Origin of the sequence: Mycobacterium sp. E2327 (assembly GCF_001672675.1) — a bacterium.
Lineage (GTDB): Bacteria > Actinomycetota > Actinomycetes > Mycobacteriales > Mycobacteriaceae > Mycobacterium.
This window is the reverse complement of record NZ_LZKE01000039.1, coordinates 43,903-64,672: the sequence shown is the minus strand read 5'-3', so window position 1 is coordinate 64,672 and position 20,770 is coordinate 43,903. Positions and strand designations below refer to the sequence as shown.

General features: G+C 69.3%; 18 protein-coding genes, 2 tRNA genes and 1 pseudogene. 12 read left to right on the top strand and 9 right to left on the bottom strand.

Features of this window, described 5'->3' with window-relative positions; all coding sequences use genetic code 11:
- Nucleotides 1–8: 8 nt before the first annotated feature.
- Together wrbA and A5712_RS04980 are read right to left on the bottom strand one after the other, a co-directional pair.
- Nucleotides 9–608 carry an NAD(P)H:quinone oxidoreductase gene (gene wrbA, locus A5712_RS04985; RefSeq protein WP_068102076.1) on the bottom strand — a complete coding sequence of 200 codons (600 nt, stop codon included), beginning with the start codon at nt 606–608 and terminating at the stop codon, nt 9–11.
- Complete coding sequence (locus A5712_RS04980; RefSeq protein ID WP_068102074.1) at nt 605–2,044, bottom strand: NAD(P)/FAD-dependent oxidoreductase; 1,440 nt, start codon at nt 2,042–2,044, stop codon at nt 605–607. Before A5712_RS04980 ends, wrbA begins: the two co-directional genes overlap by 4 nt.
- Nucleotides 2,045–2,073: 29 nt before the next feature.
- Here A5712_RS04980 and serA point away from each other — a divergent pair, with 29 nt between their 5' ends.
- A complete protein-coding gene (gene serA, locus A5712_RS04975; protein WP_068102072.1) occupies nt 2,074–3,660 on the top strand; it encodes a phosphoglycerate dehydrogenase in 1,587 nt (528 codons plus the stop codon).
- Nucleotides 3,657–4,667 (top strand): 3-isopropylmalate dehydrogenase, encoded by a 1,011-nt coding sequence (locus A5712_RS04970; protein WP_068102070.1) that lies wholly within the window; start codon nt 3,657–3,659, stop codon nt 4,665–4,667. Before serA ends, A5712_RS04970 begins: the two co-directional genes overlap by 4 nt.
- A 133-nt stretch (nt 4,668–4,800) precedes the next feature.
- Here A5712_RS04970 and A5712_RS30040 read toward each other — a convergent pair.
- Nucleotides 4,801–5,814, bottom strand: a pseudogene (locus A5712_RS30040) (MFS transporter); the annotation flags it as partial.
- Nucleotides 5,815–5,934: 120 nt separating this feature from the next.
- Here A5712_RS30040 and A5712_RS04965 point away from each other — a divergent pair.
- The 4 genes from A5712_RS04965 to A5712_RS04950 all read left to right on the top strand — a co-directional run bounded on the left by A5712_RS04965 (nt 5,935) and on the right by A5712_RS04950 (nt 8,506).
- Nucleotides 5,935–6,735, top strand: coding sequence for a fumarylacetoacetate hydrolase family protein (locus tag A5712_RS04965; protein ID WP_068102067.1), 801 nt, complete (start codon nt 5,935–5,937; stop codon nt 6,733–6,735).
- A complete protein-coding gene (gene gltX, locus A5712_RS04960) occupies nt 6,732–8,186 on the top strand; it encodes a glutamate--tRNA ligase (RefSeq protein ID WP_082973271.1) in 1,455 nt (484 codons plus the stop codon). The genes A5712_RS04965 and gltX overlap by 4 nt, the downstream gene beginning before the upstream one ends.
- 103 nt (nt 8,187–8,289) lie before the next feature.
- Nucleotides 8,290–8,361: transfer RNA gene (locus A5712_RS04955), tRNA-Gln, on the top strand.
- Between the two features lie 72 nt (nt 8,362–8,433).
- Nucleotides 8,434–8,506, top strand: a tRNA-Glu gene (locus A5712_RS04950).
- A 7-nt stretch (nt 8,507–8,513) separates the two neighbouring features.
- Here the strand turns inward: A5712_RS04950 and A5712_RS04945 are convergent.
- A complete protein-coding gene (locus A5712_RS04945) occupies nt 8,514–9,026 on the bottom strand; it encodes a pyridoxamine 5'-phosphate oxidase family protein (protein ID WP_067153361.1) in 513 nt (170 codons plus the stop codon).
- Between the two features lie 90 nt (nt 9,027–9,116).
- Nucleotides 9,117–9,818 carry an IclR family transcriptional regulator gene (locus A5712_RS04940; RefSeq protein WP_068102062.1) on the bottom strand — a complete coding sequence of 234 codons (702 nt, stop codon included), beginning with the start codon at nt 9,816–9,818 and terminating at the stop codon, nt 9,117–9,119.
- Nucleotides 9,819–9,883: 65 nt separating this feature from the next.
- On the opposite strand from A5712_RS04940, the gene leuC reads away from it, so the two are divergent.
- The 3 genes from leuC to A5712_RS04925 all read left to right on the top strand — a co-directional run bounded on the left by leuC (nt 9,884) and on the right by A5712_RS04925 (nt 12,790).
- Nucleotides 9,884–11,320 carry a 3-isopropylmalate dehydratase large subunit gene (leuC, locus tag A5712_RS04935; protein ID WP_068102060.1) on the top strand — a complete coding sequence of 479 codons (1,437 nt, stop codon included), beginning with the start codon at nt 9,884–9,886 and terminating at the stop codon, nt 11,318–11,320.
- A 17-nt stretch (nt 11,321–11,337) separates the two neighbouring features.
- The gene (gene leuD / locus A5712_RS04930; protein WP_068102057.1) at nt 11,338–11,934 is read left to right on the top strand and encodes a 3-isopropylmalate dehydratase small subunit; all 597 of its coding nucleotides are present in this window, start codon (nt 11,338–11,340) and stop codon (nt 11,932–11,934) included.
- Between the two features lie 214 nt (nt 11,935–12,148).
- Complete coding sequence (locus A5712_RS04925) at nt 12,149–12,790, top strand: HU family DNA-binding protein (protein ID WP_068102054.1); 642 nt, start codon at nt 12,149–12,151, stop codon at nt 12,788–12,790.
- A gap of 65 nt (nt 12,791–12,855) precedes the next feature.
- Here the strand turns inward: A5712_RS04925 and A5712_RS04920 are convergent, their stop codons facing one another.
- The 3 genes from A5712_RS04920 to cofC form a co-directional block, all read right to left on the bottom strand.
- Nucleotides 12,856–13,803: an NUDIX hydrolase gene (locus A5712_RS04920; RefSeq protein WP_068102052.1), complete on the bottom strand. Its 948-nt coding sequence runs from the start codon at nt 13,801–13,803 to the stop codon at nt 12,856–12,858.
- A 63-nt stretch (nt 13,804–13,866) separates the two neighbouring features.
- The gene (locus A5712_RS04915; RefSeq protein ID WP_068102050.1) at nt 13,867–16,056 is read right to left on the bottom strand and encodes an RNA degradosome polyphosphate kinase; all 2,190 of its coding nucleotides are present in this window, start codon (nt 16,054–16,056) and stop codon (nt 13,867–13,869) included.
- Nucleotides 16,057–16,161: 105 nt separating this feature from the next.
- Nucleotides 16,162–16,818, bottom strand: coding sequence for a 2-phospho-L-lactate guanylyltransferase (gene cofC, locus A5712_RS04910; protein ID WP_068102047.1), 657 nt, complete (start codon nt 16,816–16,818; stop codon nt 16,162–16,164).
- 90 nt (nt 16,819–16,908) lie between these two features.
- Between cofC and A5712_RS04905 the strand changes: the two genes are divergently transcribed.
- Both A5712_RS04905 and A5712_RS04900 read left to right on the top strand, forming a co-directional pair.
- A complete protein-coding gene (locus tag A5712_RS04905; protein ID WP_068102045.1) occupies nt 16,909–17,928 on the top strand; it encodes an NAD(P)H-dependent glycerol-3-phosphate dehydrogenase in 1,020 nt (339 codons plus the stop codon).
- 79 nt (nt 17,929–18,007) lie between these two features.
- Nucleotides 18,008–19,117 (top strand): D-alanine--D-alanine ligase family protein, encoded by a 1,110-nt coding sequence (locus A5712_RS04900; protein ID WP_068102043.1) that lies wholly within the window; start codon nt 18,008–18,010, stop codon nt 19,115–19,117.
- Here A5712_RS04900 and A5712_RS04895 read toward each other — a convergent pair whose 3' ends face one another.
- Complete coding sequence (locus tag A5712_RS04895) at nt 19,118–19,633, bottom strand: DUF3515 domain-containing protein (RefSeq protein ID WP_082973270.1); 516 nt, start codon at nt 19,631–19,633, stop codon at nt 19,118–19,120.
- A 172-nt stretch (nt 19,634–19,805) separates the two neighbouring features.
- Here A5712_RS04895 and A5712_RS04890 point away from each other — a divergent pair, with 172 nt between their 5' ends.
- Nucleotides 19,806–20,768, top strand: a complete 963-nt coding sequence (locus A5712_RS04890) for a thiamine-phosphate kinase (RefSeq protein WP_068102037.1) — start codon at nt 19,806–19,808, stop codon at nt 20,766–20,768.
- Nucleotides 20,769–20,770: the final 2 nt, after the last annotated feature.

Genomic DNA, 20,770 nt, shown 5'->3' with positions numbered 1-20,770 from the left:
TGCTCGCGCTAGGAGGTGAGCCGGTCGGCGACGGTAACCACGCGGCGCGCCAAGTGGTCCAGGGCGTTGTTCGTGGGCTCGTCGAATTCGTTGATGTTGTCGTGCGTGGACACCAGGCTCACCCCGTACGGGTTGCCGTCGACGAACTTGACCGGATCGGTGTAGCCCGGCGGCACGATGATGCCCCCGAAATGCATCAGCGTGTAGTAGAGCGCGACGAGCGTGGTCTCCTGGCCGCCGTGCAGCGTGTTGGACGACGTGAAGGCCGCGTAGACCTTGTCGGCGAGCTTGCCTTCGGCCCACAGCCCGCCCAGCGAGTCCAGGAACGCCCGCAATTGCGCGGCGGGCGAACCGAACCGGGTCGGCGAGCCGAAGATCACCGCGTCGGCCCAGACGATGTCGTCGCCGGTGGCGGCCGGAAGGTCCTTGGTCGCTTGGTAATTCGCGGTCCAGGCCGGGTTGTGCGCGAACGATTCCGGGTCGTGCGTCTCGGCGACGTGCCGCAGGCGCACCTCGGCGCCCGCCGACTCCGCGGCCGCGGCGACACGTTTGGCCATCGCGGTGCCGTGACCGGTGGCCGAGTAGTAGATGATCGCAAGTTTGGTCACGGTGCCAGCTTAGGCATGCCCAGGCCGAATTCACGGCGCAACAAGGTGCGTGCTGCGTAGTAGCCGGACATGCCGTGCACCCCGCCGCCGGGCGGGGTGGCGGCCGAGCACAGATACACCTTCGGAATCGGTGTGCTCCAAGGGTTTAGCCGCGGCGTCGGCCCGGCGATCGCGCGCCAGGCGGAATTGCCGCCCATCCCGATGTCGCCGCCGACATAGTTGGCGTTGTGGTCGGCCATCCGGGCGGCGGGCACGGCGCGGGCCGCCACCACGATGTCGCGGAAGCCGGGCGCGAACCGCTCGACGATCTCGGTGACGGCCTCGGTCGCGTCGACGGTCGAGCCCGACGGCACGTGGGCGTAGGTCCAGAACGGGCGGCGGCCCACGATGTCGATGCGGCCGGGGTCCGCGATGTGCGGCGACGCGGCCAGGACCATCGGCCACTGCGCGTGACGCCCGGCGGCGATGTCGGCCTCGGCTCGCGCCATCTGCTCGCGGGTGCCGCCCAGGTGCAGCGTCGGCGCCCGCCCCAGCCGCGCGTCGGTCCACGGGATGTCCTCGCTGAGCACGAAGTCGACCTTGGCGACGCCGGGGCCAAAGGTGTAGCGGCGCAACGCCTTCGCGTAGCGCTCGGGAAGCGCGTCCCCGTAGATGCGCAGCAGCGCCGTCGGCGCGGTGTCGAACGCGACGACCCCGCCGGGCGGCCGCGTGACCTCGGTGCCGGCCATGAGCTCGCCGCCGTGCGCGCGCAGGTCGGCGATCAGCGCGTCCGTGATCGCCTGGCTTCCACCCACCGGGATCGGCCAGCCGACCGAATGCGCGAGGGTGGCCAGCATCAACCCGGCCCCAGCGGCCGTCAACGACGGCATCCGCGAAATCACGTGCGCGGCAACGCCTGTGAACAGGGCGCGTGCGTCCTCTCCGGTCAGGAAGCCCAGCAGCGACCCCCAGGCGGGCGTGCCCTGCGCCAGCATCCGAACGCCGAGTTGCAGGGCGGACGGCAGCGACCCGGGCAGCGATCGTTTGTCGCCGAGCAGCAACCCCACGACCGCGTCGGAATGCTCGACCAGCGGGCCGAGCAGGCGTCGCCACGACGCGCCGTGCTCCAGTTCCGCGCAGGTGCGCTCGAGATCCCGGTAGGCGATCACCGCCGGGCGGCCCGGCAGCGGGTTGGCGTAGGAAATCTCCGGGACCGCCAGTTGCACGCCGCGCGCGGGCAGGTCGAACGCCGTGAAGAACGGCGACGCCAGCGCCAGCGGGTGAACCGCCGAGCACACGTCGTGTAAGACTCCCGGAGAATCTGGGTCGGGCGCGGTGCGCGCGCCGCCGCCGAAGGTCGGCTGGGCCTCGATGACCTGGACTTTCAGCCCCGCACGGGCGCAGATGACGGCCGTAGTGAGCCCGTTGGGTCCGCTGCCGATGACGGTGACGTCCACGCGTCAATTACAGCCGATAGGCTGTCCGGGTGAATCTGCCTGTTGTACTTATTGCCGACAAACTCGCCGAATCAACCGTCGCCGCGCTGGGGGACCAGGTCGAGGTGCGCTGGGTGGATGGCCCGGACCGGCCCAAGCTGCTGGCCGCCGTCCCTGAGGCGGACGCGCTGCTGGTGCGGTCGGCCACCACCGTCGACGCCGAGGTGCTGGCGGCCGCCCCCAAGCTGAAGATCGTGGCCCGGGCCGGGGTCGGCCTGGACAACGTCGACGTCGACGCCGCGACCGCGCGCGGGGTGCTGGTCGTGAACGCCCCCACGTCGAACATCCACAGCGCCGCCGAACACGCGATGGCGCTGCTGCTGGCCGCGGCCCGCCAGATCGCGGCGGCCGACGCCACGCTGCGGGAGCACACCTGGAAGCGGTCGAAGTTCTCCGGCACCGAAATCTTCGGCAAGACCGTCGGTGTCGTCGGGCTGGGCCGCATCGGCCAGCTGTTCGCGCAACGGATCGCGGCCTTCGGCACCCACGTCGTCGCCTACGACCCGTACCTGGCGCCGGCCCGCGCCGCGCAGCTCGGCATCGAGCTGCTGTCCCTGGACGACCTGCTGGCCCGCGCCGACTTCATCTCGGTGCACCTGCCGAAGACCCCGGAGACGGCCGGCCTGATAGACAAGGAGGCGCTGGCGAAGACCAAGCCCGGCGTCATCATCGTCAACGCCGCGCGCGGCGGCCTGGTCGACGAGGCGGCGCTGGCCGACGCGATCAACAGCGGGCACGTCCGCGCCGCCGGCCTCGACGTCTTCTCCACCGAACCGTGCACGGACAGCCCGCTTTTCGAGCTGCCGCAGGTGGTGGTGACGCCGCACCTGGGGGCCTCCACCGCCGAGGCGCAGGACCGGGCCGGCACCGACGTCGCCGCAAGCGTGCGGTTGGCGCTGGCGGGGGAGTTCGTTCCCGACGCCGTCAACGTCGGCGGCGGCGTGGTCAGCGAGGAGGTGTCGCCCTGGCTGGACCTGGTGCGCAAGCTCGGGGTGCTGGCGGCCGCGCTGTCCGGCGAGGTGCCGGTGTCGTTGTCGGTGCAGGTGCGCGGCGAGCTCGCCTCGGAAGATGTTGAGGTGCTTAAGCTTTCGGCGCTGCGCGGGCTGTTCTCGGCGGTCATCGACGAACCGGTGACGTTCGTCAACGCGCCGGCGCTGGCCGCCGAGCGGGGCGTCTCCGCCGAGATCACCACCGCATCCGAAAGCCCCAACCACCGCAGCGTCGTCGACGTGCGGGCCGTCGCCCACGACGGCTCGTGCGTGAATGTCGCGGGCACGCTGTCCGGGCCGCAGCTGGTGGAGAAGATCGTCCAGATCAACGGCCGCAACTTCGACCTGCGGGCCCAGGGCACCAACCTGGTGATCAACTACGCCGACCAGCCCGGGGCGTTGGGCAAGATCGGTACCCTGCTGGGCTCGGCCGGCGTGAACATCCAGGCGGCGCAGCTGTCCGAGGACGCCGAGGGGCCCGGCGCGACGGTCCTGCTGCGGCTGGACCAGGACGTGCCCAAGGACGTGCGGTCGGCGATCTCGGCCGCCGTCGGCGCCAACAAGCTGGAAGTGGTTGACCTGTCGTGAAGCTCGCTGTGATCGGCGGCGACGGGATCGGGCCGGAGGTGGTGGCCGAGGCCGTCAAGGTCCTCGACGCGGTCGTGCCGAACGTCGAAAAGACCAGCTACGACCTCGGCGCCCGTCGTTTCCACGCCACCGGCGAGCTGCTGCCGGACTCGGTGCTCGCCGAGTTGCGCGAGCACGACGCCATCCTGCTCGGGGCGGTCGGTGACCCGTCGGTGCCCAGCGGGGTCCTGGAGCGAGGTCTTTTGCTGCGCTTGCGCTTTGAGCTCGACCACCACGTCAACCTGCGACCGGGCCGGCTGTACAAGGGGGTCAGCAGTCCGCTCGCGGGAAACCCCGAGATCGACTTCGTGGTGGTGCGCGAGGGCACCGAGGGCCCCTACACCGGCAACGGCGGCGCGATCCGCGCCGGGACACCCAACGAAGTCGCCACCGAGGTCAGCGTGAATACCGCGTTCGGCGTGCGGCGCGTGGTGCGCTACGCGTTCGAGAAGGCCCGGCTGCGCCGCAACCACCTGACGCTGGTGCACAAGAACAACGTGCTGACGTTCGCGGGGAAGCTGTGGACGCGCGTCGTCGCCGAGGTCGGCGTGGAATATCCCGACGTCGAGGTCGCCTACCAACACGTCGACGCCGCCACCATCTTCATGGTCACCGACCCCGGGCGGTTCGACGTGATCGTCACCGACAACCTCTTCGGCGACATCATCACGGACCTGTCCGCGGCGGTGTGCGGCGGAATCGGCTTGGCCGCCAGCGGAAATATCGACGCCACCCGGGCCAATCCGTCGATGTTCGAGCCGGTGCACGGCAGCGCCCCCGACATCGCCGGTCAGGGCATCGCGGACCCGACCGCGGCGATCATGTCGGTGGCGCTGCTGCTTTCCCATCTCGGCGAGGACGCGGCGGCTGCTCGGGTGGATGGAGCCGTCGAGACCTATCTGGCAACTCGTGGGAGCGAACGGCGCGCCACCACCGAAGTCGGCGAACGGATCGCAGCCGCGCTCTAGTTTCCAGGCCGGGCGGCAGCAGCCGGATCGGCACCAAGGGCACCGCCGCCAGCGGGAACAGTCCGCAGAGCAGCCACGCCGACGGGTATCTCGCCGCGCCGATCAGCACGCCGAACAGCGGGGGACCGACGGCCGCCATCACGCGCTGGGTGGTGTTCTGGATGCCCAGGGCGCGCCCGCTCCAGAATGGCCCGGCGAACTCGGTGATCGCGGTCGCCTCCAGGCCGTTGTCGAGCACGGCGAACACCGAGACGGCGACCATCAGCGGGATGTCGAACCGCGAGTCGAGCTGGTCGGAGAGTGCCAACAGAAACAGGGTCAACGCGGCGACGGCCGCGACGACGGCGACCGGTTGCATGCGCGAGCCGATGCGATCCGACCAGCGGCCCACCGCAACGCGGCCGACCGCGCCGAGCAGCTGCGACAGGGTGACCAGCCCGCCGGCCGCGGCGACCGACCACTGGTGGTGGTTCATCAGCCAGACCAGCATGAACGTGACGGTGACCGTTTGCGGCATCATCAGCAGGCCCGCGACGGCGTGGATTCGCCACAGCACCGACGACCCGCGGTACGGGCTGGCCAGCTCCGCCTTGGTCGCCGTCTCCCGGGGCTTGCGCACCGGGTCGACGATGCCGACCGCGCTCGCCAGCGCCGCCGCCGTGCACACCAGCGCCGGAAATATCAGCCCCGCATGCACGCCGCGCTCGGCCAGCTCGGGCATGACCAGCGCGCCCGCCGCGATGCCCAGCGGCTGCGCGGTCTGCCGGATGCCCATCGCGAGGCCGCGCTGCTGCGGGGGGAACCACGCGGACACCAGCCGGCCGCCGGCGGTGTTGCAACTCGCGGCGGCCATGCCGCCCAGGAACAGATAGACGGCGACCCACACCATCGAGTGCACCGACGCCGCGGCGTAGGCGGCGGCCGCGGTGAGCCCGGAGCCCAGCGTCAGCACCAGCCGCTCGCCGACGCGGTCCAGCACGTAGCCCCATGCGATGAGCGTGACCACCATGCCCCAGCTCGGCATCGACGAGAGCAGGCCGGCCTCGGCCAGCGGGGTGCCCCGCGTGGCTTCCAGCGACGGGATCAGGAAGGCGACGCCGTTGATGAATAGGAAGGAGCTGGTCGTCACGAACAGCGAGACGATCATGATCGACCATCGCTTGCCGGCGCCGACAGCGGCAGGGTGCCCCTTGGGCATCAGTCCATGCTTACACACGGCCGGCACCGGTTGCGGGAGCCGCTAGTAGCCATCACTAGGCTTCTGCGAATGCGCCTCGGTCGAATCGCCAGCCCGGACGGTGTCGCCTTCGTCAGCATCGAGGGCGAACTCGACGATCCCGCCGCACTGACCGCCCGGGAGATCGCCGAGCACCCGTTCGGCACCCCGACCTTCACCGGACGATCGTGGCCGTTGGCCGACGTCCGGCTGCTGGCGCCGATGCTGGCCGGCAAGGTCGTCTGCGTCGGCAAGAACTACGCCGATCACATCGCGGAGATGAGTAGCTTCGCGACGGGCCCGGCGGCCGCGGACCCGATCATCTTCCTCAAGCCCAACACCGCGATCATCGGGCCCAACGTGCCGATTCGGCTGCCCGCCAACGCATCACCGGTGCACTTCGAGGGTGAGCTGGCGGCGGTCATCGGCCGGCCGTGCAAGGACGTTTTGGCCGCCCAGGCCGCCGAGAACATCCTCGGCTACACCATCGCCAACGACGTGTCGGCGCGCGACCAACAGAAGGCCGACGGCCAATGGACCCGCGCCAAGGGCCATGACAGCTTCTGCCCCGTCGGGCCGTGGATCGTCACCGATGTCGACCCGGCGGACCTCGAACTGCGCACCGAGGTCAACGGTGAGGTGAAGCAACACAGCCGCACCTCGCTGATGATCCACGACGTCGGCGCCATCGTGGAGTGGATCTCGGCCGTGATGACGCTGCTGCCCGGCGATCTCATCCTCACCGGCACGCCGGCCGGCGTCGGGCCCATCGAGGACGGCGACACGGTCTCCATCACCGTCGAGGGAATCGGCACCCTCACCAATCCCGTTGTGCGCAAAGGAAAGTCGTGACAGTTCGAGTCCGGTTCTGCCCGTCGCCCACCGGCACCCCGCACGTCGGGATGGTGCGAACCGCGCTGTTCAACTGGGCCTACGCGCGACACACCGGCGGCACCTTCGTCTTTCGCATCGAGGACACCGACGCGGCGCGCGACAGCGAGGAAAGCTACCTCGCGCTGCTCGACGCGCTGCGCTGGCTAGGCCTCGACTGGGACGAGGGGCCGGAGGTCGGCGGGCCCTACGGACCGTACCGGCAGTCGCAGCGCGGCGAGATCTACCGCGACGTGGTGGCGCAGCTGCTCGAGGCCGGCGAGGCCTACTACGCCTTCTCGACGCCGGAGGAGGTCGAGGCGCGGCACATCGCCGCGGGCCGAAACCCCAAGCTGGGCTACGACAACTTCGACCGGCAGCTGACCGATTCGCAGCGCGCGGCGTTCCTCGCCGAGGGCCGCAAGCCGGTGGTGCGCCTGCGCATGCCCGACGACGATCTGAGTTGGGACGACCTGGTACACGGGACCACGACCTTCGCGGCGGGCAGCGTGCCCGATTTCGCGCTGACCCGCGCGAGCGGAGATCCCTTGTATACGTTGGTCAACCCGCTCGACGACGCGCTGATGAAGATCACCCACGTGCTGCGCGGCGAGGACCTGCTGTCGTCCACCCCGCGCCAGCTGGCGCTGTACGGGGCCCTGACGCGGATCGGTGTGGCCGAGCGCACACCGCAATTCGCGCACCTGCCAATCGTGTTGGGCGAGGGAACCAAGAAGCTGTCCAAGCGCGACCCGCAGTCGAACCTGTTCGCGCACCGCGATCGGGGCTTCATCCCCGAGGGCCTGCTCAATTACCTTGCGCTGCTGGGCTGGGCGATCGCCGACGACCACGACCTGTTCAGCCTGGACGAAATGGTGGCCGCATTCGACGTCGTCGACGTCAATTCCAACCCGGCCCGGTTCGACCAGAAGAAGGCCGACGCGCTCAACGCCGAGCACATCCGGATGCTCGACGTCGCCGACTTCACCGCCCGGCTGCGCGACTACTTCGACGCGCACGGCCACGACACCGGGCTGGATGACGCCGGATTCGCCGAGGCCGCCGAGCTGGTGCAGACGCGCATCGTCGTCCTGAGCGATGCGTGGGACCTGCTGAAGTTCCACAACGACGACGAATACGCGATCGAGGAGAAGGCCGCCGCCAAGGAGCTCGGCCCGGACGGCGCCGCGGTTTTGGACGCCGCGCTGGCAGCGCTGGACGGCGTGACCGACTGGACAACCGAGCGGATCGAGGCCGCGCTCAAGGCCGCGCTCGTCGACGGGCTGGCGCTCAAACCGCGCAAGGCGTTCGGCCCGATCCGCGTCGCCGCGACGGGAACAACGATCAGCCCGCCGCTGTTCGAATCGCTCGAACTACTGGGCCGCGAGCGCAGCATGGCGCGGTTGCGGGGCGCGCGCGACGGGGCGGTCTGAGTTTTTGGTAGTCTGCACAGCGGTTTACAAAGGCCGACGACGGCCGGCCACGACGGCGCGGGACACCGCAGAACCGTTGTGACCAGCGGTTTTAGGCAGCCAATGGGGTATGGTGTAATTGGCAACACAGCTGATTCTGGTTCAGCCATTCTAGGTTCGAGTCCTGGTACCCCAGCAAGATCGCGGTCCGGCTTGCGATTAGGTCGCCCTTCTCGGGTGAGCTATGCTGGCAGCTCGGATCGGTTCAGGCCCCGTCGTCTAGCGGCCTAGGACGCCGCCCTCTCACGGCGGTAGCGTGGGTTCGAATCCCATCGGGGCTACAAACAATTACTGGCCGGTCCCCAGCACGGCCGGGGCGGTCGACCCGCCCACCGGCATGGGCGGCAATCCGAGCTTGCGGTGATCCCACGAACGCGCGCGGCGGGCCACGATGCGCACGCACACGCGCTTGTTCATCATCTGCTCGACGAAGGGCTTCATCTCGTCGGTGTAGGGACCGGTGTAGCGCTCGAACACGCTGACACCCACGCGGTGCGCGACGTCGGGATCGTCGACGATCTCCGCGACCCCCTCGAACGACACCCCGCGCAGCGTGTCGTAGGTGTCACCGTCCTCGATCAAAAAGCTCACCCGCGGATCCCGGGTGAGGTTCACCGCCTTCTGCGACTTGGCCTTGGTCTCGAGCCAGACCTCGCCATCGACGACGGCGTACCACATGGCGGTGAGGTGCGGCTGGCCGTCGGGCCCGACGGTGGCGAGTGTTCCGGTGCGGCTCTTGACGACGAAATCGGCGATCTCGTCCTCCGACATGACGATGCTCGCGCGCTGATTGGTTCCCATGGCCGTCAGTTTGTCAGGTCGCTCTTCGGTGTGCGTTCAGGGCGCCCTGTACGCACAATCTCCGCCCTGACGTCACACGCGTCGCGGGGACTACAGCCGGCGGGTGAGCGCCTCGGCGGCGGACAACAGGTCGGCGGCCCAGCGGGCCCCGGGGCGGCGCCCGATGCGATCGACGGGCCCCGACACCGATATCGCGGCGATGACGACACCGCGGCCGTCACGCACCGGCGCCGACACGCTCGCCACCCCGGGCTCGCGCTCGGCGACGCTTTGCGCCCAACCGCGCCGGCGCACTTCGACCAGGGCCCGGTCGGTGAATTTCGCGGTCGGCAGCACGGCCTTCTGGACGGTGGCGTCGGCATAGGCGAGTAGGACTTTCGCCCCCGAGCCCGCCGTCATCGGCAGGCGCGCCCCGACGGGAACCGTATCGCGAAGACCCGCAGCCGGTTCCAGGGCGGCCACGCACACCCGCGACGTGCCCTCGCGGCGATACAACTGCACGCTCTCGCCGGTGGTCTCGCGCAGGCCGGGCAGCACCGCCGCGCTCGCGGCCAGCAGCGGATCGTTGACGCGGCCGGCCAATTCGGTGACGGCCGGACCGAGTCGCCAACGCCCTTCGTCGTCGCGCGCCAGCAGCCGATGGACTTCCAGCGCGGCCGCCAGCCGATAGGCGGTGGCCCGGGGCAACCCGGTCCGCTCGCACAGTTCGGCCAGCCCGCACGGGGATTCCGCGATCGTATGCAGCACGCCCACCGCTTTGTCGAGGACGCCGATGCCGCTATGCTGTCTCACAAAGAGATACTAGCGTCTCGCATTCTGAGATGACAGCCGAAAGACCGGATAGGGGCGAATTCGATATGGGATCCGAAGCCAAGCCGCGCACCCTGGCCGAAAAGGTTTGGGACGACCACGTTGTGGCGTCCGGGGACGGTGCCGAACAAGCGGGGGCCCCTGACTTGATCTACATCGACCTGCATCTGGTGCACGAGGTCACCAGTCCGCAGGCGTTCGACGGCCTGCGCCTGGCCGGCCGGGGAGTGCGGCGCCCCGATTTGACGCTGGCCACCGAGGACCACAACGTGCCGACGGTCGACATCGACAAGCCGATCGCCGATCCGGTGTCGCGCACCCAGGTCGAGACGTTGCGGCGCAACTGCGCGGAATTCGGCGTCCGGCTTTATCCGATGGGCGACATCGAACAGGGCATCGTGCACGTCGTCGGTCCGCAATTGGGGCTCACGCAGCCGGGGATGACGATCGTCTGTGGCGATAGTCACACGTCCACGCACGGCGCATTTGGCGCGCTGGCCATGGGGATTGGCACCTCGGAGGTGGAGCACGTGCTGGCCACCCAGACGCTGCCGCTGCGGCCGTTCAAGACGATGGCGGTCAACGTCGACGGGCAGTTGCCCGCGGGCGTCACCGCCAAGGACATCATCCTCGCGCTGATCGCCAGGATCGGCACCGGCGGGGGACAGGGTCACGTCATCGAATACCGGGGCAGCGCCATCGAATCGCTGTCGATGGAAGGCCGGATGACGGTCTGCAACATGAGCATCGAGGCCGGCGCGCGGGCGGGCATGGTGGCGCCGGACGAGACCACGTACGAGTTCTTGCGTGGCCGGCCACACGCCCCGACCGGCGCGCAGTGGGACGCCGCGGTGCACTACTGGCAGCAGTTGCGCACCGACCCCGGCGCCGTCTTCGACACCGAGGTCTACCTCGACGCGGCCTCGCTGAGCCCGTTCGTCACGTGGGGAACCAACCCTGGCCAGGGGGTGCCCCTGGGGGCGGCGGTGCCCGACCCCGAACTGATGGCCGACGACGGCGAGCGGCAGGCCGCCGAGAAAGCCTTGGCGTACATGGACCTTCGACCGGGCACGCCGATGCGCGAGATCGGCGTGGATGCCGTGTTCGTGGGGTCTTGTACCAACGGTCGTATCGAAGACCTGCGCGTGGTGGCCGACGTGTTGCGGGGGCGCAAGGTCGCCCCGGGGGTGCGCATGCTCGTCGTGCCGGGCTCGATGCGGGTGCGCGCGCAGGCCGAAGCCGAAGGGCTGGGCGAGGTTTTCACCGCCGCGGGCGCCGAGTGGCGCCAGGCCGGATGCTCGATGTGCCTGGGCATGAACCCCGATCAGCTGTCGCCGGGTGAGCGGTGTGCCGCCACGTCCAACCGCAACTTCGAAGGGCGGCAGGGCAAAGGGGGCCGCACCCACCTGGTATCGCCGGCCGTCGCTGCGGCGACGGCGGTGCGGGGCACGCTGTCCTCGCCGGCCGACTTGAACTCCAACTGATTTGAATCGAGGACGAAATGGAAGCCTTTCGCACCCACACCGGCATCGGAGTGCCGCTGCGGCGGTCCAATGTCGACACCGACCAGATCATTCCGGCGGTGTTCTTGAAGCGGGTAACCCGAACCGGATTCGAGGACGGGTTGTTCGCCACGTGGCGCTCGGATCCCTCATTCGTGCTCAATCTCAGCCCCTTTGACCGCGGCTCGGTTCTGGTGGCCGGACCCGATTTCGGCACCGGATCGTCGCGCGAGCATGCGGTGTGGGCGCTCATGGACTACGGGTTCCGGGTGGTCATCTCGTCTCGGTTTGGTGACATTTTCCGGGGCAACGCCGGCAAGGCGGGCCTGTTGGCGGCGGAAGTTTCTCAGGACGGCGTGGAACTGCTTTGGAAGCTCATCGAGGGCAGCCCGGGCTTGGAAATCACTGCCAATCTTCAAGATCGAAATATCACCGCCGGAACGACGGTGCTGCCGTTCAAGATTGACGACCACACCGCGTGGCGATTGCTCGAGGGCCTCGACGATATAGGCCTTACGCTGCGGAAACTCGATCAGATCGAGGCGTTCGAGTCGGCGCGCCCGGAGTGGAAACCGCGCACTCTGCCCGCCTCCTGAAGGGTCGATCGCGACGGCGATTTCACCTCCGACCGTTTAGGTAGCCCGTCTTATTTTGCCCCCGCGCCACCGGTCAAGGGCGGCAACCGGATTGCGAAAAATTCGTTCGTAACGTCCTGAAATTGCGCGTGGCTCTTGGAAATTTGCTGGGTGAGGGTTTACCGTGTTCGCAGTCGGTTCCCAAAAATGGGACCACTGACTTCGGAGGGTTTGGATGAACAAAGCAGAGCTCATAGATGTGCTCACACAGAAATTGGGCTCGGACCGTCGGCAGGCGACCGCCGCCGTCGAGAATGTTGTCGACACCATTGTGCGCGCGGTGCACAAGGGCGACAGCGTGACCATTACCGGGTTCGGTGTCTTCGAACAGCGGAAGCGCGCGGCGCGGGTGGCCCGCAATCCGCGTACGGGCGAGACGGTAAAGGTGAAGCCGACGTCGGTCCCGGCGTTCCGGCCCGGTGCTCAATTCAAAGCGGTTGTGTCTGGCGCACAGCGCCTCCCGGCGGAAGGACCTGCAGTGAAACGTGGTGTTGTATCGGCCGGCGCAGCCAAGAAGGCGGCGAAGAAGGCTCCGGCGAAGAAGGCGGCCAGCAAGGCTCCGGCCAAGAAGGCCGCGGCCAAGAAGGCTCCGGCCAAGAAGGCCGCAGTGAAGAAGGCCCCGGCCAAGAAGGCCGCTACCAAGGCTCCGGCCAAGAAGGCCGCCGTGAAGAAGGCTCCCGCCAAGAAGGCCGCAGTGAAGAAGGCTCCGGCCAAGAAGGCCGCAGTGAAGCGGGCTCCGGCCAAGAAGGCGGCGAGCAAGGCTCCGGCCAGGAAGGCTCCTGCCAAGAAGGCCGCCGCTCGGCGCGGTCGCCGGTAGGAAGTTCCAAACGCGGATACCCTTCGGGGTGGCGGCAACTGCCCCACCCGGAGGGTATTTGCGTGTCAGGCCCGCACGTTGGCGGCCAGCGCGCCGCCGATGTGGTCGGCCGCCACCAGGCGGCCGCCTGACAGGGATAGCACCCACGTGCTGCCCTTGTGGTTGCGCGATTTGTCGGCGCGCACTCCGTCGCGTTCGCACCACCAGGCGATGAGGTCCGGAATCACCTTGCCCTGCGTGCAAATCACGGGGGTGTCTGCCTCCTCGGCGATGCGCAGCATCCGGTGGCGCGCGCGCTTGGGGCTCTTCGCGTACGACTCCTCGGTGAGGGCGGGCTCGTTGTGGACCGTCACACCGAGTTCCTCGGCGAGTGGTTCGACCGTCTGGTGACAGCGCAGCCGGTCCGCCGCATACACGTCGGTGACGCCGAAGGCCAGCAGCTGAGGAACCAGTGCCTCGGCCTGCGCGCGTCCCCGCTTGTCGAGCGGGCGTTTGGTGTCGTCGCCTTTGAAACGTGATTTCCGGCCGGCGGTGCCGTGGCGGACCACGAGCACGGTGCGCGTGTCCTCGGGCTGTTTCGCGAAGTGGCGCAACATCTTTCGATCGTGCGGATAGGTGAGTTTGTCCTTCGCCTCGGCGACCGGCAACCACACCAACTCATCGACCTCGCGTCCCGGCGCGAATTCGCCGCCGGTGTCGCGCGCCGCCCAGTAATAGACCTTCTTGACGCCCTGCTCGATCGGATAGCTCACCATGTCGAGTCGCCGTCCGAGGATCGCGCGGTGGCCCGTCTCCTCGAACACCTCGCGGACCGCCGCCACCGGGGCCGTCTCGCCGGGGTCCACCTTGCCCTTCGGCAGCGACCAGTCGTCGTAGCGGGGGCGGTGGATCAGGGCCACCTCGAGGCTCGGGTCCGCCGGGTCGTCGCCGGTCCTGCGCCACAGCACCGCGCCCGCCGCGTACACGATCTTGCTTCCCGACCGCCGACCCGCCGATGAGGTCTGGTTCGACACCTAAACTCCTGCAGGTCAATTCGCTCGCGGTCGTGGATGCGACCTGGAAGCTACCACACGGCGTCAGGGGCTGCGGTGCCGCTCCATCAGCGATACCTGATGGTCGCGCACGGTGTGACCCTCCTGGGGTGACGCGGTCCACTGCCCGTCGGGACCCAGTTCCCAGCACCGGGTCGAGGGGTCCAGCGCGGACTCGAACAAGTCGTCCAGATAGGCCGTGAGCCGCGGATCCTTGACCTGAACCAGCGCCTCGACGCGCCGGTCGAGGTTGCGGTGCATCATGTCGGCGCTGCCGATCCAGAACTCGTTGAGTCGGTTGAAATGCATAATCCGCGAATGCTCCAGGAAGCGGCCGAGGATGGAACGGACCGAGATGTTCTCCGAAAAGCCTTCTGCTCCGGGGCGCAGCGCGCAGATGCCGCGCACCACCACCTCGACCCGCACACCCGCCCGCGACGCGCGATACAACGCGTCGATCACCTGCTCGTCGACCAGAGCGTTCATCTTCATTCGGATCCGGCCGCCGCCGTGTTCGCGGTGGGCGGCGATCTCGCGCTCGACGCGTTCGATGATGCCGGTGCGAATGCTGTGCGGGGCGACCAGAAGATTGCGGTAGGAAACCTTGCGCGAGTAGCCGGTTAGCGAATTGAACAAATCGGTCAGATCGGCCCCGATTTCAGGGGACGCCGTGAGCAGACCGACGTCCTCGTACAGTCGCGCCGTCTTTCCGTTGTAGTTGCCGGTCCCGATGTGGCAGTACCGACGGATCGCCGAGCCTTCGCGGCGCACCACGAGGCAGGTCTTGCAGTGCGTCTTCAGTCCGACGTAGCCGTAGACCACGTGCACGCCCGCCTGCTCAAGTGTGCGCGCCCAGCGGATGTTGGCCTGTTCGTCGAAGCGTGCCTTGATCTCCACCATGGCCACCACTTGCTTTCCGGCCTCGGCCGCGGCGATCAGCGCCCGAACGATCGGCGAATCACCGGAGGTGCGGTACAACGTCTGCTTGATCGCGAGCACGTTGGGGTCGGCGGCGGCCTGCTCGATGAATCGCTGCACGCTGGTGGAGAACGAGTCATACGGATGATGAAGCAGCACATCGCCTTCGCGCAGCGTCGCGAAGATGCTCCGCGGTGTTTCGCGGTCGGCGAAGGCGGGGTGGGTGTCGGGAACGAATGTCGGATCCTTGAGCGCCGGCCGCTCGATCCCGTAGATCTGCCACAACGACGAAAGGTCGAGCAGGCCGGGCACTTCGATGACGTCACCGGGATGCACGTCGAGTTCACGCAGCAGCAGCTCCAGCATGCTTTCGGTCATGTCGTCGGCGATCTCGAGCCGCACCGGCGAACCGAAACGCCTGCGCGCCAGCTCCCGCTCCAGTGCCTGCAGCAGGTCCTCGTCGCGGTCCTCTTCAACCTCGTAGTCCGCGTTGCGGGTGATGCGGAACGCGTGATGCTCAACGATTTCCATACCCGGGAACAGCTCTGGCAGGAAGGCCGCGATCAGTTCTTCCATCGGGAGATAGCGGACGATCTCCGGTCCCTCGCCGTCGGCACCCCGGATGTCGAGCTCGACGAAGCGATCGACGTTGTTCGGCACCTTGACCCGGGCGAAGTGCTGGCCCCCATCCTCGGGCTGGCGCACCATGACCGCGAGGTTCAGGCTCAACCCGCTGACGAACGGGAATGGGTGAGCGGGGTCGACGGCCAGCGGCGTCAAGACGGGAAAGACTTGTTCGCTGAAATAGGTCGACAATTCGTCGCGCTCCGCCTGATCCAGATCGGCCCACGTGACGATGTGGATGCCTTCCTCGGCGAGCGCCGGTCGTACCGAATCGAGGAACACCCGCGCGTGCCTGGTGGCGATTCGCTGGGTCTGTTCGCCGATGACGGCCAGTTGCTCACGCGGTGTCAACCCGTCGGCCGACCGGACGGACAGGCCCATTTCGTCGCGGCGCTTGAGGCCGGCGACCCGCACCATGTAGAACTCGTCGAGATTGGACGCGAAGATCGCCAGGAATTTAGCGCGCTCCAGCAGCGGCAGCGAGTTGTCGTCGGCCAGCGCGAGCACGCGCGCGTTGAAGTCCAGCCAGCTCAGCTCGCGGTTGAGGTAGCGGTCCTCGGGCAGCTCGTCGGAGATCGCGGCGGGGGTCGCGGCAGGCGGCGCGGCGACGTCGGCCTCGCCTGAGTGCCATGTGGTCTCGTCGGGCCGTGCCTCGGCTTCGGTTTCGGTCACCATGCGATCATTGCTCATCACCCGCTGGTGCTGCTAGCGCTCGGCGGACATCCATTCGCAGTTGGCGCGCCGTTCATCGCTCGTACAGATTTGCTGTGGCCGGTTTTCGTTACTGCTGCGCTCGCACTATTTGATGGCGCGGGCGGTCGCCGCGCCGACTCCGAGACGACGCGCGGCCGCCAGGTCGGCCGGGGTATCGACGTCGCAGCGCAGGCCGGGCCACGCTCCCGTCAGCTCGATCGCGCCCGAACGCCGGTGCCGCGCGCACGAATCCGGGCCGAACTGCGGATCAAGCGCGGCGCCGAACGCGCAGAGCGCGGCGGTTCCGGTGGCCAGCCGGTCGGCGACGAAGCTGCGCCGGTGCTGGCGCGCGGCGGCGATCGCCTCGGCCAGCTCCTGGGTCTGCAGCGCAGGCAAATCACCTTGCAGCACAACGACATTGGTGAAGGCCCCGGCCACCGCTTGTTCGGCGGCGACGATCGCACTGTTCAGCGGGTCGCGGTCGCCCTCGGGCGTCGGGTCGGCCAGCACGGCGGCCCCGAGTTCGGCCGCCGCGGCCGCCGCGGCGTCGTCGGGCGTGACGACGGTGATCGAGCCCAGCGCGTCGACACCCGACGCGGCGGTCAGGGTGTCGACCAGCATGGCCAGCACCACCTTTTCCCGCCGCGGCGCCGAGAACACCGGGGCCAGGCGGGTCTTGGCGGCGGCAAGCCGCTTGACGGCGATGATCAACGCGACGTCACCCGCGCCGTCGTCCGCCCCCTCGGCCCGTGTGCCGCTCATCCCGCCATCCTGCCAGCGCGACCGCGCCGACCCGGCGTCGCGGTAGCGTGATCCGCGTTGAGGACATAACCGCTCGGACGGGGGTGACTGATGGCCGGCACTGACGGCGCCGTTGCGGTGATGGGCGCCGGTGCCTGGGGCACGGCGCTGGCCAAGGTGCTCGCCGACGCGGGCGGACCGGAAGCACAAGTTGTGCTGTGGGCGCGGCGCTCCGACGTCGCCGACGAGATCAACGGCACCCGCTATAACCCGGCCTATCTGCCCGGCACGCTGTTGCCGCCCGGCATCCGCGCCACCACCGATGCGAGCGAGGCCCTGGCCGGCGCGACGACGGTGCTGCTGGGGGTGCCGGCACAGACGATGCGCGGCAACCTCGAGCGGTGGGCGCCGTTGCTGACCGACGGCGCGACCCTGGTCAGCCTGGCCAAGGGCATCGAGCTGGGCACCCTCATGCGGATGAGCCAGGTGATCGTTTCGGTGACCGGCGTGGATGCCACACAGGTCGCGGTCATCTCGGGGCCGAACCTGGCCAGTGAGATCGCCCAGTGCCAGCCGACCGCGACGGTCGTGGCATGCAGCGACTCCGGCCGCGCGGTCGCCGTGCAGCGCATGCTCAACAGCGGCTACTTCCGTCCTTATACCAACAGCGACGTGGTCGGCACCGAGATCGGCGGCGCGTGCAAGAACGTCATCGCGCTCGCCTGCGGGATGGCGGCCGGCGTCGGGCTCGGCGAAAACACCGCCGCGGCGATCATCACCCGCGGCCTGGCGGAGATCATGCGGTTGGGGATAGCGCTGGGCGCCAAGGGGGCGACGCTGGCCGGGCTCGCCGGCGTCGGAGACCTGGTGGCCACCTGCACCTCGCCGCACTCGCGCAACCGGTCGTTCGGCGAATGCCTGGGCCGCGGCGGGACCCTGGAGTCGGCCACGCAGGCGGGGGAGGGGCACGTCGTCGAGGGCGTGACGTCCTGCGAGGCGGTGCTGGCGCTGGCGTCCAGCTACGACGTCGAGATGCCGCTCACCGACGCCGTGCACCGGGTGTGTCACAAGGGTTTGTCGGTGGAGGAGGCGATGGCGCTGCTGCTGGGCCGCAGCACCAAGCCCGAATGAGACGCCCCGGCGAGCGAAAGCCCAGGTAGCGGTGCGGTGCCCGACCCCGCCGCGGATGTACCGGTAGCCTCTCCAGGTTGTGAATGCCAGCGAGCGCGTGCGCGTCGCCGTCGTGTTCGGCGGGCGCAGCAACGAGCACGCCATCTCGTGCGTGTCCGCGGGAAGCATTCTGCGCAACCTCGACCCGCAGCGCTTCGAGGTGATCGCGATCGGCATCACCCCGCAGGGCTCGTGGGTGCTCACCGACGGCGACCCGGATGCGCTGGCGATCACCGATCGGCGGTTGCCCGAGGTGACCGCCGATTCGGGCACTGAGCTGGCCCTGCCGGCGGATCCTGGGCGCGGCGGTGAGCTGGTGTCGCTGTCGCCTGGCGCCGGCGAGGTTTTGACGGCGGTCGACGTGGTGTTTCCGGTGCTGCACGGCCCCTACGGCGAGGACGGCACGATCCAGGGGCTGCTCGAACTCGCCGGGGTGCCCTACGTCGGCGCCGGGGTGCTGGCCAGCGCCGCGGGCATGGACAAGGAGTTCATGAAGAAGCTCCTTGCCGCCGAGGGACTTCCGGTCGGTCCGCACGCGGTGCTGCGCGCGCCGCGGGCGGCGCTGAACCTCGACGAGCGCGAGCGTTTGGGCCTGCCGGTGTTCGTGAAGCCCGCGCGCGGCGGCTCCTCGATCGGCGTCGGCCGGGTCACGAGTTGGGACGAGCTGCCCGCTGCGGTCGCGAACGCCCGCCGGCACGATCCGAAGGTGATCGTCGAGGCGGCGATCACCGGTCGCGAGCTGGAGTGCGGCGTCCTCGAAATGCCCGACGGCACAGTGCAAGCCAGCACGGTGGGCGAGATCCGGGTGGCCGGGGTGCGGGGCCGCGAGGACTCGTTCTACGACTTCGCGACGAAATACCTCGAGGACGCAGCCGAATTGGACGTGCCGGCGAAGGTCGAGGACGACATCGCCGACGCGGTGCGCCAATTGGCGATCCGTGCGTTCAAGGCCATCGACTGCCAGGGCCTGGCCCGGGTCGACTTCTTTCTCACCGAAAACGGGCCGATCATCAACGAAATCAACACGATGCCGGGTTTCACGACCACCTCGATGTACCCGCGGATGTGGGCGGCCAGCGGGGTCGACTATCCCACCCTGCTCGCGATCATGGTGGAGACGGCGTTGGCGCGGGGCGTTGGTCTGCGCTGACTAGCGCGCGGGTGCCGGGTCGATCGGCACGGCGGCCATGGTGTGGTCGATCGCTTCGGAGAGCTGCTGGATGGGCGTCGGTCCCGATCCCGCGGGCAGCGTGAGCGCCACGTACACCGGCCGGTCGACCGTGTACCAGGTGGCCCGCCCGGCCTCACCGGCGGATTGCTGGCCGGCGGTGACCTCGAACCACTGCACCCGATCGACGACCTGGATCGGCGACCCCACCACGAACTCGGCGGGGCGGTCGAGCCCGCAGCGCAACACCACCGGCTGGCTGTCGGGCGAGGTCCGCCAGGCCGCCGCGCCGTCGGGCGCCGGCTGCGCCAGCTGCGCGCGTTGATAGTCCCCCAGCCGCTGCGGCAGCGCGTCCGCCAGCGCGTGGCACGCGGCGCTGTTCGCCTGGGGCGCCGGGAAGGCCGCGACGGTCACCGGTTGGGGCGGCGCCTGGCGGGTGGCCGCGATGGCGAGGATCACGCCGATCGCCGCGACGGCCAGCGCCACCGCCGCGATCATCACGGCGCGCGGTGGTCCGGTATCGGTAACTGGGCCGCTTGCGGGGTCGGTCGTCACCGCCCGCGCACCTCCTTGCTTCTCTTACACTGGCGCGGTCCGCTCGCGCGGGCAGGGATCTAACTTACCGCAGGTCGAGCGGCGTACGGTGGCGCGGGACGGGCGAGGAGGTGGCGTGCGCGACGACACATCGGGGGAGTTCCCCACGCTGGCGCGGCTCGGAGAATTCGCGGTCATCGATCGGCTGGTGCGCGGCCGCCGGCAGCCCGACGCGGTGCTGCTCGGGCCCGGCGATGACGCGGCGCTCGTGGCGGCGGGCGACGGTCGCACGCTGGTTTCGACCGATGTCCTGGTGCAGGACCGGCACTTTCGGCTGGACTGGTCGACAGCCCGCGACGTCGGCCGGAAAGCGATCGCCCAGAACGCCGCCGACATCGAGGCGATGGGCGGGCGGGCCACGGCCTTCGTGGTCGGCTTCGCGGCGCCCGGCGACACGCCGGCCGCGCAGGTCGACGCCCTGGTCGACGGGATGTGGGACGAGGCGGGCCGGATCGGCGCCGGCATCGCCGGCGGCGACCTGGTCAGTGCCCCGCAGTGGGTGCTGTCGGTGACCGTGCTGGGCGACCTCGAGGGCCGCGCTCCCGTGTTGCGGTCCGGGGCGAAGCCCGGCGCGGTGGTCGCGGTCGCCGGTGAGCTGGGCCGCTCCGCGGCGGGATATTCGTTGTGGGAGAAGGGCATTGATGGTTTCGAGGAGCTGCGGCGCCGCCACCTGGTGCCGGAGCCGCCCTATGGGCAGGGCGCCGTGGCCGCGGCCGCGGGCGCGCAGGCGATGATCGACGTCTCCGACGGCCTGATCGGCGACCTGCGCCACGTCGCGGAGGCCTCCGGGGTGGGGGTCGATTTGTCCACCGCGCCGCTGGCCGCGGACCGCGACGCGCTGGCCGCCGCCGGGCACGTGGCCGGCGAGGACCCCCTGGCGTGGGTGCTGGGCGGCGGCGAGGACCACGCCCTCGCCGCGTGTTTCGCCGGACCGGTGCCGCCGGGGTGGCGCGTCATCGGCAGCGTGCTCGACGGGCCGGCCCGGGTGCTCGTCGACGGCACGGAGTGGAGCGGTTACGCGGGCTGGCAGTCGTATTAGGG

Coding starts and splice junctions, on each gene's coding strand:
- A5712_RS04965 (WP_068102067.1), top strand. CDS start 5,935: ATGCGCCTCGGTCGAATCGCCAGCCCGGACGGTGTCGCCTTCGTCAGC.
- A5712_RS04945 (WP_067153361.1), bottom strand. CDS start 9,026: ATGGGAACCAATCAGCGCGCGAGCATCGTCATGTCGGAGGACGAGATC.
- leuC (WP_068102060.1), top strand. CDS start 9,884: ATGGGATCCGAAGCCAAGCCGCGCACCCTGGCCGAAAAGGTTTGGGAC.
- leuD (WP_068102057.1), top strand. CDS start 11,338: ATGGAAGCCTTTCGCACCCACACCGGCATCGGAGTGCCGCTGCGGCGG.
- A5712_RS04925 (WP_068102054.1), top strand. CDS start 12,149: ATGAACAAAGCAGAGCTCATAGATGTGCTCACACAGAAATTGGGCTCG.
- cofC (WP_068102047.1), bottom strand. CDS start 16,818: ATGAGCGGCACACGGGCCGAGGGGGCGGACGACGGCGCGGGTGACGTC.
- A5712_RS04905 (WP_068102045.1), top strand. CDS start 16,909: ATGGCCGGCACTGACGGCGCCGTTGCGGTGATGGGCGCCGGTGCCTGG.
- A5712_RS04895 (WP_082973270.1), bottom strand. CDS start 19,633: ATGATCGCGGCGGTGGCGCTGGCCGTCGCGGCGATCGGCGTGATCCTC.